Here is a 17,683-nt window from a genome sequence, read left to right on the forward strand (position 1 = left end):
TGTATTCCATATATAAATATTAAATGCTTTATTACTTGATAAATTATATTTTTATAAAATTAAGTTAATTTTTGTTAAAAGTAATTAAGAAATAACAATTCTTAAAAAAAGAAAAATCGCTTTAACATTGTTATTCTGTTGTAATAATTATACAATCAAAGCCAGTTAACTGAATGGTATTCAATTTTTGTCAAATCGAATCAACATGATAAAAAACATCATTGCTTTATTTTTTATGTTTCACTCTTTTGTCGCCCTTGCCGATAAATTACCATTAATTGATTCATTCACCCCCTGCACTCCTGATTTTTTTCAACAGATTTATGCTAGCAAAGATGAATTAGAAAAATATACGGACATTACACTTTTTAAGCAAAATCAAGCTTATATTCCCGTCGAAAATCGCTCTGATATAGCTAAAAACTTTGTTTATTTCAAAACACCCATGACTTATAAAAATTTAATAATCACAGGCTATTACGATAGTGCTATGGATCTTGGAAAAATAGGAAAATATTATTTCTGGGGATTTATCATCAATAATGAGATTAGCCAAATCAAAGAGACATTAAATTTTATAGATTGGAAAAAGATGGAAGAAGATGTTCTCTATATTGGAAACCCAATGATTCGTAGTATTAATGATGACATCCAAGTCTGGCATAAAAACACTGGCACCGTCGTTGGTGTGAAAACTATTCCAGCACCAGATACAACCGAAAAGTTATTATTGCTTGAAAAAGCACCGAATATGACGCTTCTTATTTGTTCTATTCAAGGTATTGTAACTTCTGAATTACTTAAACAAGAGCGACCTGATATTCAATAATTAAAACTAAATGGCTGATTCATCCATTTCACCAGTTCGAATCCGAATGACTTGCTCAACATTATAAATAAAAATTTTGCCATCTCCGATTTTGCCTGTTTGCGCTGTTTTCATAATAGTTTCAATGCACATCTCTAAAATATCATCTGGCACAATAAGTTCTATTTTTACTTTTGGCAAAAAATCAACCATATATTCCGCACCACGATAAAGTTCAGTATGCCCTTTTTGACGACCAAAACCTTTAACCTCAGTAACTGTCATACCGGTAATGCCTTGATCTGCTAGAGCCTCACGAATATCATCTAATTTGAATGGTTTAATAATAGCTTCAATCTTTTTCATATCTATTTTCCCTTAATTCGAGATTACCAATTTTTAAACCCAAAAGCACAAGTGATTGGATAGCGTCGCCCTTTACCAAAATTACGAGCTGTAATTTTCGGGCCAATGGCTGATTGACGACGTTTATACTCATTAATATCAACCAATTTAATCACTCGCCTTATTGTTGTTTCATCATAACCTTGCTCAATAAGTTGTTCAATGGAAAGATCGTGCTCAACATACCCTTTCAAAATGCCATCTAAAATATCATAAGGAGGCAAACTATCTTCGTCTTTCTGATCAGGCGCTAATTCTGCTGATGGAGGGCGAGTAATTACTCTTTCTGGAATAACATAAGAGCGGGTGTTGCGATATTTTGATAATGCAAACACCATCATTTTCGGCACATCTTTAAGCACATCAAAACCGCCAGCCATATCGCCATAAAGTGTTGCATAGCCTACCGACATTTCGCTTTTATTGCCAGTTGTAAGCACTAACCTGCGCCGTTTATTGGATAGCGCCATTAAGATAACTCCGCGACAACGTGCTTGCAGGTTTTCTTCCGTGGTATCTTGTGGTGAGCCTAAAAACATTGGGCTTAACGATGACATAAATGCATCAAACATCGGTTCAATTGAAACAATATCAAACTCAACGCCTAATATTTCAGCTTCTTCTTTGGCATCGGCAATACTTATATCGGCAGTATAATGAAATGGCATCATCACAGCTTGAACCTTATCTTTACCTAAAGCGTCAACCGCAATAGCAAGCGTTAAAGCAGAATCGATACCGCCTGACAGCCCTAATACGGCGCCTTGAAAGCCATTTTTGGTAATATAATCACGAGTGGCAAGTACCAATGCATCATAAACTGATGCTAATTGATTATTTTGATTTTCATAAATTATAGTTTCAGCACTGACACCAAATGTAAAAGGAACAACTTGTTCTTCAAACGATTTGAGTTGACAAACAATTTGACCAAGTTCATTACAAACAAAAGATCCACCGTCAAAAACCAACTCATCTTGCCCTCCTACTTGGTTGACATAAATAATTGGCAATCTTGTTCGTTTTGCATGCGTTTTAACTAAATCATGTCGGTGTTTTTGTTTTTCAAAATCATAAGGAGAAGCATTAATTGCAACCACAAAGTCAGCTTGAGCCTGTTGAATATAATCAACAGGCTCATTTTGCCAAAGATCTTCACAGATTAATAACCCAATTTTTTGTCCTTTAAAATCAACGACACACGTTTTATTATCAGCGGTAAAGTAACGCTTTTCATCAAACACATCATAATTAGGTAGTCGTTGTTTGTGATAACGGACTAACAATTTTCCCTCGTAAAAAAACGAAAGGGCGTTATAAACATGTTGATCTTGCCAATGAGGATGGCCAACAACAACCGCACACTGTGTGCTCGCTTGTTGAATTAGTGATAATGCTTTTCGGCAGCGATCTTTAAAATCAGAACGAAACATTAAATCTTCGGGTGGATAGCCACAGAGAGCAAGTTCTGAAAAGATGATCAAATCATCAGATGAATGGCTATTTATTAATTCAATAATCTGTTGGGTGTTTCCCTCTATATCACCCACACGCCAATTTTTTTGCGCTAAAACAATAGATAAAGACATACAAAATTAAATACCACAAATCAAAATTGTTGATAAGTTTAAATGATTCTAAGTTGCGCTGCCACATTTTTATCGCTAACATGCAACAATAAATTGGCTTTCATTTTTCTGGATATTATTATGCAAAAAATTCTAAATGTAGCATTAACTAAACGCAGCTACCCTATTACTATTGGTGAAAATCTACTTAATGAATTTGAGCATTTTAAACTTCAGACTGGTCAACGCGTACTTATTGCGACCAACGAAACAATCGCCCCACTTTATTTACAAACATTAATTAACATGCTTGAAAAGCATGGTGTAAAGACCAGTTCAGTAATTGTGCCTGATGGTGAAAAATATAAAACCATGGAAACTTGGAATACCATTTTAACAGCGTTGCTAGCCAATAATCACACTCGTAGCAGTATTGTTATTGCACTAGGCGGAGGTGTCATTGGTGATGTTACTGGCTTTGCAGCCTCTGCTTACCAACGAGGCATTAAGTTTATCCAAGTACCAACCACCTTGCTATCACAGGTTGATTCATCGGTTGGGGGCAAAACAGCCATTAACCACCCACTGGGTAAAAATATGATAGGCGCATTTTATCAACCACAATCGGTTGTCATTGATATTAATTGTTTAAAAACATTGCCTCAACGAGAGCTTTCCTCAGGGCTGGCTGAGGTGATTAAATACGGTATTATTTTAGATGCTCAATTTTTTTCTTGGTTAGAAACCCATATCAACGATGTGCTAAACTTAGATGTTGATGCTACAAGTTACTGTATTTATCGTTGTTGCGAACTTAAAGCGCAAGTGGTCGCTGCCGACGAGACAGAACAAGGTATGCGCGCACTGTTAAACCTTGGTCACACATATGGTCACGCTATTGAAGCAGAACTAGGGTATGGAAACTGGCTACATGGTGAAGCAGTCAGTGTTGGCATGTTAATGGCAGCGCAAACAGCCAAAAGATTAGGTAAATTAACAGATGCTGAAATAGCTCGCATTAAAAACCTTTTAATAAGAGCAAAACTTCCTGTCGTAAGACCATCACAAATGTCTATTGAGTCCTACTTTCCACATATGATGCGCGATAAAAAAGTGATCTCGGGACAGTTAAGGCTAGTTATACCAACTAAGATTGGCCATGCTGAAGTAATCGATGGAATTGGTAAAAACCTAGTTTTAGATTCTATTTCGAGCAGCTAGCCTTATACTGATTAATTGAATACGTATTAATTTTTTACTGAAACATAGTCATTACCTGAAATTGCTTTACACAACTAAATAAGCAATTATTTAGTTGTGTTGATGAACAGACTTTAATATTACTAACAGGTGTTACATTCAATACATGATTATCACTACCCTATGTAATGCTAAATAGCGATAATAAACTATTCCTTGAAAAAATTAGATAAACAAAAATGAACAACCCCATCAGATGTAAAAATAAGTTTACAATTACACTTACTTTTATTTGATTGATTTCATATAAACTATTTTTTATTTTACTTTACATAATATAACCACAATAAATTTCCTTTATTCTAAGCAAACAATAAGAATTTTATTTACTATTATGTAATTTTGTGTTTACATACTAGTCGTCTATGTAATTAATATTTTACATATAAAATATTTAAATGGTTTTAACAAGGAAAGCAAAATGTTAAAAGATACGCTAAATAATGTCCGAATTAAAGATGAACACATGTTAATCACACCTGAAGAAATAAAACAGCTTTACCCGTTATCCCACGATCTAGAAAACCAAATTGCCTTATCAAGACAAACTATCGTTGATATTTTAGAGCGTCGAGATCATCGATTGCTTATCGTATGTGGTCCTTGCTCTATTCATGATACTGAGGCAGCACTTGAATATGCACATAAATTAAAAAAGCTATCGGACGAAGTGAAAGATAATTTATTTATCGTCATGCGTGTCTATTTTGAAAAACCTAGAACAACCGTGGGTTGGAAAGGTATGATTAACGATCCTCATATGGATAGTTCATTTGATATTGAACATGGATTAAAAAAAGCACGTAAATTACTACTGGATATCACTAAAATTGGTTTACCAATTGCAACCGAAGCGTTAGATCCTAATACTCCGCAATATATTGGTGATTTAATTAGTTGGTCAGCAATCGGAGCAAGAACAACTGAATCCCAAACGCATCGAGAAATGGCTTCAGGGCTATCCATGCCGGTTGGTTTTAAAAATGGAACCGATGGTAGCTTAGATGTGGCAATTAATGCAATGAAATCTGCATCTATGGCGCACCGCTTTGTTGGTATTAATCAACAAGGGCAGGTTACAATATTACAAACTATGGGTAATCCGCATGGACATGTTATTTTACGTGGCGGTAAAACACCTAATTTTGATGCTGAAAATGTCGCAGTGTGTGAAACACAAATGCAAAAGGCAGGTTTATTACCTAATTTAATGATTGACTGTAGCCATGCCAATTCTAATAAAGATTATCGTAACCAACCGATTGTTGCTGATACTATTATTGATCAAATCGAAAAAGGTAATAATTCCATTATTGGTGTGATGATTGAAAGTAATTTATTTGAAGGGAATCAACCATCAGAGCAACCACAAGAAAACTTGAAATATGGTGTGTCTGTTACTGATGCTTGTATTAGTTGGGAAACAACTGAACAATTATTACAAAAAATGAATAACCGGTTAGCTAAGTCATTAACTCAAAGACAAAAACAATCAGCGCAAGCTTAATCTTTGTAAACAACAATCATAAAAAAATCGCCGATGTTATCATCGGCGATATTGTTTTTAGTGTGAACTGAACTTACCCAAGTTGCTTACGCACATTACAGAACATTCGCATCCAAGGACTATCTTCGCCCCAGTTATCAGGATGCCATGAATTGGTCACAGTCCTAAATACTCGCTCGGGATGTGGCATCATAATGGTTACACGTCCATCTTTGGATGTTACGGCAGTAATACCATTTGGCGAGCCATTTGGATTGGCAGGGTATTGTTGAGTTACTTTGCCAAAGTGGTCAATATAGCGTACTGCAATTAATCCAGAGGTTTCTAATTTGTGAAGATGACTATCATCGCAGACCTCAACACGCCCTTCCCCGTGTGAAACCGCAATTGGCATATGTGAGCCATTCATATCAGTAAAGAATAATGAAGGGCTAGGTTGAATTTGCACTAAGCTAAAGCGCGCTTCGAAACGCTCGGATAAATTGCGTACAAAACGAGGCCACAAATCAGCGCCCGGAATTAAATCCTTTAAATTCGACATCATCTGACAACCGTTACAAACCCCTAGTGATAGGGTATCTTGACGATGGAAGAATTGCTCAAATTCATCACGTACTTTTTCGTTAAATAAAATTGATTTAGCCCAGCCTTCACCAGCCCCTAAAACATCACCATAAGAAAAACCGCCACAAGCCACCAGTGTATTAAATTGGCTAAGCGTAATGCGACCTGAAAGTAAATCTGTCATATGCACATCGACTGCTTCAAAGCCAGCCCTATCAAATGCAGCAGCCATTTCAACATGAGAATTAACACCTTGCTCACGTAAAATTGCCACTTTCGGTTTGCTCCCTTTGGCTATATAAGGCGCGGCAATATCTTGCATTGGATCAAAGGTAAGCTTCACATTCAAGCCCGGATCGTCTTCATTCTGTTTAGCTTGATGTTCTTGATCTGCACATTCAGGATTATCTCGTAAGCGTTGCATCTGCCATGTCGTTTCTGCCCACCATGTTCTTAAAGTTGAACGTGATTCGCTGTATACCATCGAGGTATTATTACGCACAATGAATTGCTGACCAGCTTTAGCCGATCCTAACTGATGAATAGCATGAGAAAGCCCAAACTGCTTAAAGCAATTCATGACTTCATCTAAATCACTGCCTCGAATTTGAATAACTGCGCCTAGCTCCTCATTAAATAAAGAAGCAATCACATCACGACCAAGGGAATAAATATCAACATCAATACCACAATGCCCAGCAAATGCCATTTCTGCCAAAGTAACCAATAAACCACCATCGGAACGATCATGGTAAGCAAGTAAAGATTTTTTAGCTATTAACGTTTGGATAGCTTGATAAAAAGAAGCTAATTCTTTGGCATCGTGAACATCAGCCGTTCTTTGCCCTAGGTGACGATAAACTTGTGCTAATGCGGTTGCACCTAATGCTTGATGACCTTTTGATAAATCAACAAATAATAATAAATTATCTTCATCTGTATCAAGTTGTGGTGTGACGGTTTTGCGCACATCTTCCACGCGAGCAAATGCAGAAATCACTAACGACAATGGTGAGGTTACCGTTTTCTGCTCACCATCTTGTTGCCATGTGGTTTTCATTGACATGGAATCTTTACCAACTGGAATGGCTAAGCCTAATGCAGGGCATAACTCTTCACCAATAGCTTTAACTGCTTGGTAAAGACCAGCATCTTCGCCTGGATGCCCAGCTGCTGCCATCCAGTTAGCCGAAAGCTTAATACGCTTAATATCACCAATATTGGTCGCCGCAATATTGGTAATTGCCTCACCAACAGCTAAACGTGCTGACGCGGCATAATTAAGTAAGGCTACTGGCGCTCGCTCACCCATTGACATGGCTTCACCATAATAGCTATCAAAGCTTGCTGTTGTAACAGCACAATCGGCCACGGGTACTTGCCAAGGTCCAACCATTTGATCTCGAGCAACCATACCGCTTACAGAACGGTCACCAATCGTAATTAAAAATGTTTTTTCCGCTACAACGGGCAAATGTAGCACACGCTTTACGGCATCATATAAATTAATATCCGATGTGGAAAAACGATCGCCTTCGGCTTGCCTAGATTTCACCTCACGTAACATTTTTGGTGTTTTTCCCAATAAAACATCTAACGGCAAAGCTATCGGGTTATTATTAAAATGTTCGTCATGTAAAATCACAGCTTTATTGACGGTTGCCTCACCAATAACGGCATAAGGTGCTCGTTCACGCTGACAGAGTTCATCAAACAGCGCTAATTTATCGGGATGAATAGCAAGAACATAACGCTCTTGTGATTCATTACACCAAATTTCTAGCGGTGACATGCTGGGTTCATCGCTAAGTATTTTGCGGAGTTCAAATTGCCCCCCACAGCCACCATCACTAACCAGTTCGGGCATCGCATTAGATAAACCACCTGCGCCCACATCATGAATAAATAAGATAGGGTTATCTTCGCCAAGTTGCCAACAACGATCGATAACTTCCTGACAACGACGTTCCATTTCTGGGTTATCTCGCTGAACAGAAGCAAAATCAAGATCCGCATCCGACTGACCAGATGTCATTGATGAAGCCGCGCCACCACCAAGCCCAATATTCATAGCTGGGCCACCTAAAACAATCAATTTAGAGCCTGCAGGAAACTCACCTTTTTGAATATGTTCATGGCGAATATTACCAATACCGCCTGCTAGCATAATAGGCTTATGATAACCGCGAAGCTCTTCACCATTATGGCTATTAACCTTTTCTTCATAGGTACGAAAATACCCTAATAGAGCTGGTCGCCCAAATTCATTATTGAAAGCAGCACCACCAAGCGGACCTTCCATCATAATATCAAACGCGCTAACAATACGATCAGGCTTACCAAAATCTTGTTCCCAAGGCTGTTCAAAATGAGGAATGCGTAAGTTAGAAACGGAAAATCCGACTAATCCTGCTTTGGGCTTAGCACCTCTTCCCGTTGCCCCTTCATCACGAATTTCACCACCACTTCCCGTTGCAGCTCCTGGCCAAGGAGATATGGCTGTTGGGTGATTATGCGTTTCAACTTTCATTAAAATATCAGCAAATTCTTGATGATATCGATAAGTTTGATTGTCATTATCAGCAAAAAAACGCCCGACTTTAGATCCGTCCATAACCGCGGCATTATCTTTATAAGCGGATGACACATAATCTGGCGTATGTTCAAAAGTATTCTTTATCATCTTAAACAATGATTTGGGTTGCTTCACACCATCAATAATCCAGTCAGCATTAAAAATCTTATGACGACAATGTTCAGAGTTTGCTTGAGCAAACATATAAAGTTCAATATCCGTTGGATTACGGTTTAATTTTTGGAAATTCTCAACCAAATAATCAATTTCATCATGGGCTAATGCTAATCCTAATTTAAGATTTGCTTCGTTTAATGCTTGGTGACCTTGTCCTAATAAATCAATTACCGTTACTGGTGCTGGTTTATCGGCTTTAAATAATTTTTCTGCTTGAGCAAAATCCGTAAATACCGTTTCCATCATGCGATCATGAATCAAGCTTTCAAAAGCGACTTGCTGTACTTGAGTAAAAGGGCTACCCATTTCAACATAATACGCAATACCCCGCTCAATTCGATGAACCTGCGTTAACCCACAATTATGCGCGATATCGGTTGCTTTTGATGACCAAGGTGAAATCGTTCCGGCACGAGGCGCCACTAAAAAGAGTTGTCTTTGGGTTTTATGCTCACCATTTACTTGCGTTGATTTAGGGCCATATTGCAATAACTTATCAAGCGTCAACTGGTCATCACTCGTTAAATCTTTAAACAGATCAATAAAATGAATATATTGCGCGTCAATATTAATAACGGGGATGGATTTTTCACGGCAAACAGATAGGATTTTACTTATACGAAATGCAGATAAAGCAGAAGAACCAGCTAAAATTTTCATGCTAATTACTCTTTTTAAGCTAAACATAGGCAAAAATAGAACAACATTATAAAAGAAAGTGAACAGCGTGGCTATTTAAAACATTGATTTTACCAAAAAGACTCAGACAAATAGATGGTTAAGTATAAAAAGAGGAGTTACTGGTGTATCTCAAGTCTAAATAAGCACAACCACTTTAGGATGTAATAAATGGTTAGCCATTGTGCAATTACTTTCCTTGCTCGTTATAAGTTGTTAATTTGAAGTTGATGTAATACATTATCTCCACCGGTAAAATGGTATAGTATCCTGAATATTTTTTACAAAAAATAAGTAAAACCCCCCATTGTTTTGAACTTTGCAGCTCGATTAACAGCAAGGCGATTTAACAGAGATATTTATCTTAGTTTCTTTTAATTTTGACTAAACAATCAATCCTAGATTGTCATACATATTATTTGATAGCCTCTGAAACAGCAAAAGGTCTATCTATTTAAAAATAAAAAGAAAAACTCGATCCAGATCACAAAATAAACTTTTTTAAATTGCAAAAAAAATCTTAATTTGTAACATGTTACCAGTAACAAAATAGGTGGAAGAGTTTACTATGACAACACAAGATAAACCAATTTTTGTATTAATGGGTGTGTCAGGTTGTGGTAAATCAACGGTTGCCAAGCAAGTAGCTTATAACCTTGATGCGTCTTTTTTAGATGGCGATTTTTTGCACCCTAAAGCCAATATTTTAAAAATGCGAAATGGCACACCATTAAACGATGAAGATCGAATGCCTTGGCTTAACCTAATTAGCAATGCCGCATTTGCAATGCGCAATGTTAATGATGTTTCAATTATTATCTGCTCAGCGTTAAAACGAAAATACCGAGATATTATTCGTGGTGAAAATAAAAACATTCACTTTATTTATCTAAAAGGAAGCTATGATGTCATTGCTAAGCGATTAGCTAAACGTAAAGGCCATTACCAAAAAAGCGGAATGCTACAATCACAATTTGACACGCTAGAAGAGCCAACGATTCATGAAAAAAGTGTCTATACGGTTAACATTGAGCAACCATTAACTGATGTTGTCAATGATACAGAGCAAGTCATACGTTCAATATGTAACTGTGAATAATATAAATAAAATTGAAAAGATAACAATGATAATTTAAGAGGTTAATGTGAATCGCATCATTCAAGCTGTAACTCAACGTATTATTGAGCGATCTAAAGCGACTCGCCAAGCTTATTTACAAAAAATAGAACACGCGACGAGTAAAAAAGTCACCCGCTCTAGTTTGCCATGCAGTAATTTAGCCCATGGTTTTGCGGCTTGTTGTATTGATGATAAAAACGATCTAAAAAACATCTTAAAAAGTAATATTGGCATTATTAATTCCTACAATGATATGCTTTCAGCGCACAAGCCTTACGAATGCTATCCTGAACAAATACGCAAAGTACTTCACGAAGTTGGCGCTGTTGGTCAAATGGCTGGCGGCGTGCCGGCCATGTGCGATGGGGTAACTCAAGGCGAACCTGGAATGGAATTATCATTAATGAGTCGTGATGTCATAGCCATGTCGGTAGCAATTGGGCTTTCACATAATATGTTTGATGGCGCACTATACCTTGGCATTTGCGATAAAATCGTGCCTGGCTTATTGGTTGGTGCATTAACTTTTGGGCATTTACCTGCCATTTTTGTTCCTGCAGGACCAATGCCATCAGGACTATCAAATAAAGAAAAAGTGCGTATCCGCCAACTTTATTCGGAAGGTAAAGCTTCGCGTGAAGATTTGCTTGAGTCTGAATCAGCCTCTTACCATACTAGTGGCACTTGCACCTTTTATGGTACAGCCAATAGCAACCAAATGGTAATGGAATTAATGGGGTTACATTTACCAGGCGCGGCATTTGTTCATCCTGAAACAGCATTGCGTTTTGAGTTAACCAATGCTGCTGCTAAACAGATCACTCGCCTAACGAACCAATCGGGTAATTATATGCCCGTTGGTAAAATGGTTGACGAAAAAGTGATTATTAATGGTTTAGTGGCATTACTTGCCACTGGGGGATCAACCAATTTAACTATGCACATTGTAGCCATGGCTAAAGCTGCGGGAATTATCATTAACTGGGATGATATTTCAGATCTATCCACCGTAGTCCCCTTAATTTGTCGAATTTACCCAAATGGACCTGCTGATATCAACTATTTTCAAGCTGCTGGAGGCACATCTTTATTGGTTAGAGAATTATTGGCAGGAGGTTTATTACACGAAAATGTACAAACCGTGGTAGGGCATGGACTTAGCCGTTATACCCAAGAGCCTATTTTAGAAAATGGTCAACTCATTTTTCGCAACGGCCCAACAAAATCATTAGATGATAGCGTGATTGCCTCAATCCAAAAACCGTTTAATTCACATGGCGGATTAAAAGTGATGTCTGGCAATCTTGGCCGTGCAATAATGAAAACATCAGCAGTTGCGCCTGAACATCAAATTATTGAAGCACCTGCGGTCATTTTTAATAGCCAATATGATTTAGATGCTGAATATAAGGCCGGTAAGTTAGATAAAGACTGTGTGGTTGTTGTACGTTATCAAGGACCCAAAGCTATTGGTATGCCAGAATTGCACAAATTGATAACACCGCTAGGTGTGCTACAAGATAAAGGTTACAAAGTTGCATTATTAACTGACGGTCGATTATCGGGCGCATCAGGAAAAGTTCCAGCAGCGATCCATGTTACCCCTGAAGCTTATGATGGCGGTTTACTTAGTAAAGTACAAAATGGCGACATGATCCGTGTAAATGGGCAAACAGGTGAAATAACTCTATTAGTTGACGAAGCTGAATTAGCTAAACGTACACCTTATCCTTTCGAATTAACCGATTCGCATCTTGGTTATGGAAGAGAACTATTTACCATTATCAGAGAAAATTTAACTACCGCAGAAGAAGGTGCGGTTAGCTTTTAATATGCTTAATCTGCCACATACAGTGGCAGAAATCTTAAGAAAATAGACTAAAAATTAGGTATTAGCTGAAACTTCTTTATAAATAAATTTATCGGTATAAATAAATTATTTCTTAATAAAATTATCTACCAATAAATTTACCACGTCCCCCATTTTTCCATGTAATGAGGCTTTGACACCATAAAGTGCCATTCCCATTACTTGCGATGCGTGGATTTCAGGGGGCATAACAAGTTCATTAGCACTGGTTTTAACATCTAATAACGCTGGACCAGAGTGAGCTAAAAATGATTGCACAGCAGACTCAAGTAAATCAGAATCATCCACCCTGATAGAAAAAAGGCCAATTGAATCAGCAAGTTTTGCAAAATCAGGATTTTGTAAGTCAGTATAGTGATCAACTAACCCTTCCGATTTTTGCTCTAATTCAACAAAGTTAAGCGAGCTATTATTTAGTACAATAATTTTTATAGGTAACTGTTCTTGAATTGTGGTTAATAAATCGCCCAGCAACATACTTATACCGCCATCGCCTGACAAGGAGAGCACTTGCCGATTTGGAAATGCTTTTTGTACCCCTAAAGCTTGTGGCATCGCATTAGCCATTGTGCCATGTTTTAAACTGATTACGGTGCGTCTTTTGCCATTGGTATTAAAATGGCGACAAGCCCAAACCATTGCCGAACCGACATCAGCACAAAGTACAGCATCATCAGTTGCATATTTATCAATAAGTTCAGTTAAATATTGAGGATGAATGGTTGAGCGAGAAGGAATCGTTTTTTTATTCAATTTTTTCATTGATTTGGTGTACAATTTTTGGCATAACCCTAAAAACTCATCATCTTGTTTCTCATCAACTAAAGGTAGCAGTGTTGCCAAAGTCGGTTTACAACTCCCAACTACACCGATATCAACAGGATGCCGCCGTCCAAGGTGAGTTGCATCAATATCAACTTGAATAATAGCAGCCTTATCTGGGTAGAATTGTGACCATGCAAAATCAGCACCTAACATTAAAAGTACATCACACTCTTTTATTGCGGTGGTTCCTGACTCAACGCCAAACATTCCTGTCATGCCAACATTGTAAGGGTTATCATATTCAACAAAATCTTTAGCTCTCGAAGTATGTACAATAGGCGATTTTAATTTATGAGCTAAAGCAATGAGCTCATCATGAGCTTCATAGACACCTTGACCTGCAAAAATAGTCACTTTATTATTTTTATTTAGCATACTGGCAATTTTGCTAAGTTCTTGATCTGATGGACGAATAATAGGGTGAGGATGATAAATTTTACGGTGGCTATTATCCTCCACTTTCTCTAAACTCACATTATACGGAATAACTAAAACGGCTACTCCTCGTTGGTTAATTGCTGTTTGAATGGCTGCTGTAGTGATTTCTCTTACTTGAGTAGGATCATTGATTTGCCGGCAAAATACAGAACAATTTTTATATAACGTTTCAAAATCAACTTCTTGTGGGAAATCTGTTCCTTGCTGTGAAGTAACAAGCTGGCTTGCTAACAAAATAACAGGAACTCGATTGCGTTGTGCTTCATAAATACCATTAATAAAATGCAAACTGCCTGGCCCACAAGAGCCAGCACAAGCAGTGATTTGATCGGTCAAATAAGCTTCAGCTCCTGCAGCAAAAGCACCAACTTCTTCATGACGAACATGCACCCACTGAATATCACTTCTTTTAATGGCTGAGGTGATGTGATTTAACGTATCACCCACAATACCATAGCAATGTTTAACACCCGCCTCAGCTAAAATATCAACTATAATTTGTGCTACTGTTTTTTTTGATGACATACTCTCTCCTCAAAAGTTCGCTCAATGACTTACCTCATCCGTATAAATTACACCCACTTTGAAATAACGCGAATAGCCTTTAAAATAAACAGCAAGAAATGCTAAAAACAAGCAATGAACAGAACGCTTATCTGCTTATTGCATAACAAACTTTGTGTGAAGATATTCCCTATTGCAATAAACCAAGGTATTATGTCGAAAATCTTCTCGAAACAATAGAGTGATATTCCGTGGAACAATCGCCATCTGGACATAATTTAATGTCATCGATTACAGCCTTTTTACCGAGCTCTTTTTCCCAATATTCGCCACTGATTACTGTCTGCTTATTATTGTTTATTGCAATTATGCTATTCTCATTGAGCAAATTAAGAATGGACATTATTGCATTACTGACAATTACAGCCATTACCATCACTGGCGTACTCACGCCATCAGAAGCATTAGCAGGCTTTAGTGATCCCAACATAATCCTAATTGCATTATTATTTATAATTGGAGAAAGCCTTGTAAGAACAGGTATCTCATACAAAATGAGCGAGTATATTCTTAAAATAGCAGGCAAAAACGATATCCGTATTATTATCTATATCATGTTAGGCGTTGCCTTGCTCGGCTCAGTAATGAGCTCAACAGGCGTTGTTGCTATTTTCATCCCTGTTGCTATCAGCATTGCTAATCACACTGGCATTCATGTAAAAAAATTAATGATGCCACTTTGTATTGCTGCTTTAATTAGTGGCATGATGACTTTAGTGGCCACAGCCCCCAACCTAGTTGTCAACAGTGAACTGAGCCACTTTAAACTAACTGAATTTGGTTTTTTTTCAATTACACCAATTGGTTTAGGTGTTTTAGCAGTTGGGATCATTTACTGTGTATTAACTCGAAATTGGTTACTCTCAGCGGAACAAGCCTCCCCCACCAATACCCAGCCACAAAGGCGAAAAATAACCGATTTAATTCGAGACTATAAATTAATTGGCCGTGCACACCGAGCACAAATACTCGCTGGCTCACCTTTTGTGGGGCGCACTATCGATGGTTTACATCTACGTAGTGAACACGGCGTAAATGTGATTGGTATTGAGCGCTGGCGAAAATTCCAAAAAGTACTAATCCCCGTTAATGGCTCAACTGAATTTCGTGAAAATGACATTCTATTACTTGACATGTCGCATTCTGAAGCCGACTACCGCACTTTTTTAACCACCAATAACCTTGAACCGAAAATATTACGTGGCGAATATTTTTCAGAACAAGTTAAAGAAGTCGGCATGGCCGAAGTTGCACTATTACCAGAATCAACATTATGTGGTAAAACACTCAATGAAATTAATTTTAGGGGAAAATATTTCTTAACTGTCATTGGCATCTGGCGCAATCATGCCCCTGTTGAAACCAACAACTTATTCCAAGAGCGCCTAGAAATGAGCGATACATTATTAGTGTGTGGTGACTGGGGATCGATCCAAAAACTACAAACACGAACAAGCGATTTTGTTGTATTAGATTACCCATCAGATATTGATGATGTCGCACCAGCAAGTTCACAGGCATATGCAGCATTAATTAATTTAGCCATAATGATTCTATTAATGGTTACAGGTATTGTACCAAATGTCGTAGCTGCACTCATTGCCTGCTTATTAATGGGTGCAACACGGTGCATTGACATGGCCAGCGCTTACCGAGCAATCCACTGGCCAACATTAATTTTAATCATTGGTATGATGCCCTTTGCACTAGCACTCAATAAAACAGGAGGGATATCACTTATATCCGCATGGCTCGAAATCCACCTGCGCCATTTTGGTCCTTATATGGTACTAACATTTATTTTTTTATTATGCTCAACAATTGGCTTATTTATATCCAATACCGCAACAGCCATTTTAATTGCACCAATTGCTATTGATTTAGCATTAAAATTTGGCTATTCGCCATACCCATTTGCTATGACGGTAGCCATTGCAACATCAGCGTCATTTATTACGCCAGTGTCTTCACCAATTAAAACCATGGTAGTAGCACCTGGAGGCTATAGCTTTGGAGATTTTGTCAAAATTGGCGTGCCATTAACGTTTTTGGTGATGGCAGTTGATATTGCACTAGTGCCAATATTCTTGCCATTTTAAAACTGAACGATTTTTTATTAAAAGCAAATGTGATATATGGAGAGTATTTAGTGTTGCTTTGTTTCGAGTATTTTGAGATTTGCTGATATAATAAGATATTGATGAGGGCTTCAGAAACCATACTAGCTTTTAAAATAAAGCATTTTTACCCTCAAAAAAAGTCAGAAAAAACATTGATTTTATTAAGTTTTTTAAGTGATTTATACTGCACTTGTTAACCTCTGTTCACGAGCGATCTAGTTTACGGCTCATTGTCAAGCAAACAACAAGCCTAAAAAAATAATAAAACCAACATAATTATTATTCATAAAGGCACTAAAACATTTGTTTCTATCTCGATTTTTTATTAGCCATTGTTGGTAAATAAGTAGTCCTATAACCAATAATAAAGCCATATAAAACATCAGCGATAACTGATTGATTAAACCAATAAATAACAAGCCAATAACAGATATTATCTGTAATAATCCAATAATTAATTTATCATAATTGCCAAATAAAATAGCTGTGGATTTGATGCCAATTTTTATATCATCATTACGATCAACCATCGCATATTGGGTATCGTAAGCAATTGTCCAACAGATATTAGTCAAGAAAAGTATCCAGCACGTTAAGGGGAACTGTTCAATGGTTGCTGCATATACCATCGGAATACTCCAACTAAATGCGAGGCCTAAGGTGACTTGTGGTAAATGGGTGTAACGCTTCATGAAAGGGTAAATGAGTGCGGTAAGTAACGCAAAGCAAGCAATTAGCCATGACAGCTTATTTAAATTTAATAATAAACAAAGCGCTATCAGTAATAAGACCAATAGCGTCCATAGTGCGTTTTTTTCGGTTAATGCACCTCGAGCAAGGGGGCGGTTTTTTGTTCGCTCAACGTGTGCATCAAAGTGGCGATCGGCATAATCATTCACGACACAACCTGCCGAGCGCATAACAAACACGCCAAGCACAAAAATAATAGTAATATAAGTAGATGGATGACCCGTAAGCCAAATAGCCCAAAGTGTGGGCCAGAGTAAAAGCAATGATCCAATTGGCTTATCCAATCGCATGAGTTGTAAATAAGCTAACATTAATAATATCTATTTTAAATAAATCATAATAGCGATTATACCGATTACGCTAAAAGCTGCAATGTTATGGTATGGCAAGTTATACCCAATGAGTGATGCCAATGAATATTTGCCCAAAATAACCACATTAGATTGAATCGGTT

General features: G+C 37.4%; 11 protein-coding genes. 6 read left to right on the forward strand and 5 right to left on the reverse strand.

The window, feature by feature from the left end:
* Positions 1-205: 205 nt before the first annotated feature.
* A complete protein-coding gene (locus tag A9G42_RS02860) occupies positions 206-829 on the forward strand; it encodes a hypothetical protein (protein ID WP_065588578.1) in 624 nt (207 codons plus the stop codon).
* 6 nt (positions 830-835) lie between these two features.
* Here A9G42_RS02860 and glnB read toward each other — a convergent pair whose 3' ends face one another.
* The gene (gene glnB, locus A9G42_RS02865; RefSeq protein WP_065583287.1) at positions 836-1,174 is read right to left on the reverse strand and encodes a nitrogen regulatory protein P-II; all 339 of its coding nucleotides are present in this window, start codon (positions 1,172-1,174) and stop codon (positions 836-838) included.
* Positions 1,175-1,197: 23 nt separating this feature from the next.
* A complete protein-coding gene (locus A9G42_RS02870) occupies positions 1,198-2,802 on the reverse strand; it encodes an NAD+ synthase (RefSeq protein ID WP_065652590.1) in 1,605 nt (534 codons plus the stop codon).
* A gap of 120 nt (positions 2,803-2,922) precedes the next feature.
* Between A9G42_RS02870 and aroB the strand changes: the two genes are divergently transcribed.
* Both aroB and A9G42_RS02880 read left to right on the forward strand, forming a co-directional pair.
* Positions 2,923-4,002 (forward strand): 3-dehydroquinate synthase, encoded by a 1,080-nt coding sequence (aroB, locus tag A9G42_RS02875; protein ID WP_065652591.1) that lies wholly within the window; start codon positions 2,923-2,925, stop codon positions 4,000-4,002.
* Between the two features lie 460 nt (positions 4,003-4,462).
* Positions 4,463-5,548, forward strand: a complete 1,086-nt coding sequence (locus A9G42_RS02880; RefSeq protein WP_065588156.1) for a 3-deoxy-7-phosphoheptulonate synthase — start codon at positions 4,463-4,465, stop codon at positions 5,546-5,548.
* Positions 5,549-5,621: 73 nt separating this feature from the next.
* On the opposite strand, the gene purL is transcribed toward A9G42_RS02880, so the two are convergent.
* Positions 5,622-9,524, reverse strand: coding sequence for a phosphoribosylformylglycinamidine synthase (purL, locus tag A9G42_RS02885; RefSeq protein WP_065652592.1), 3,903 nt, complete (start codon positions 9,522-9,524; stop codon positions 5,622-5,624).
* Positions 9,525-10,110: 586 nt separating this feature from the next.
* Here purL and A9G42_RS02890 point away from each other — a divergent pair.
* Positions 10,111-10,641, forward strand: coding sequence for a gluconokinase, GntK/IdnK-type (locus tag A9G42_RS02890; RefSeq protein WP_065652593.1), 531 nt, complete (start codon positions 10,111-10,113; stop codon positions 10,639-10,641).
* Between the two features lie 46 nt (positions 10,642-10,687).
* Positions 10,688-12,493, forward strand: a complete 1,806-nt coding sequence (gene edd / locus A9G42_RS02895; protein WP_065652594.1) for a phosphogluconate dehydratase — start codon at positions 10,688-10,690, stop codon at positions 12,491-12,493.
* A 105-nt stretch (positions 12,494-12,598) separates the two neighbouring features.
* On the opposite strand, the gene A9G42_RS02900 is transcribed toward edd, so the two are convergent.
* Positions 12,599-14,320, reverse strand: coding sequence for a thiamine pyrophosphate-dependent enzyme (locus A9G42_RS02900; protein WP_065652595.1), 1,722 nt, complete (start codon positions 14,318-14,320; stop codon positions 12,599-12,601).
* A 260-nt stretch (positions 14,321-14,580) separates the two neighbouring features.
* On the opposite strand from A9G42_RS02900, the gene A9G42_RS02905 reads away from it, so the two are divergent.
* Positions 14,581-16,458 carry an SLC13 family permease gene (locus A9G42_RS02905; RefSeq protein WP_082211791.1) on the forward strand — a complete coding sequence of 626 codons (1,878 nt, stop codon included), beginning with the start codon at positions 14,581-14,583 and terminating at the stop codon, positions 16,456-16,458.
* A gap of 254 nt (positions 16,459-16,712) precedes the next feature.
* Here the strand turns inward: A9G42_RS02905 and ubiA are convergent, their stop codons facing one another.
* The gene (gene ubiA / locus A9G42_RS02910; protein ID WP_065652596.1) at positions 16,713-17,540 is read right to left on the reverse strand and encodes a 4-hydroxybenzoate octaprenyltransferase; all 828 of its coding nucleotides are present in this window, start codon (positions 17,538-17,540) and stop codon (positions 16,713-16,715) included.
* Positions 17,541-17,683 lie beyond the last annotated feature (143 nt).

The organism is Gilliamella sp. Nev6-6 (assembly GCF_001690605.1).
GTDB lineage: Bacteria > Pseudomonadota > Gammaproteobacteria > Enterobacterales > Orbaceae > Gilliamella > Gilliamella apicola_C.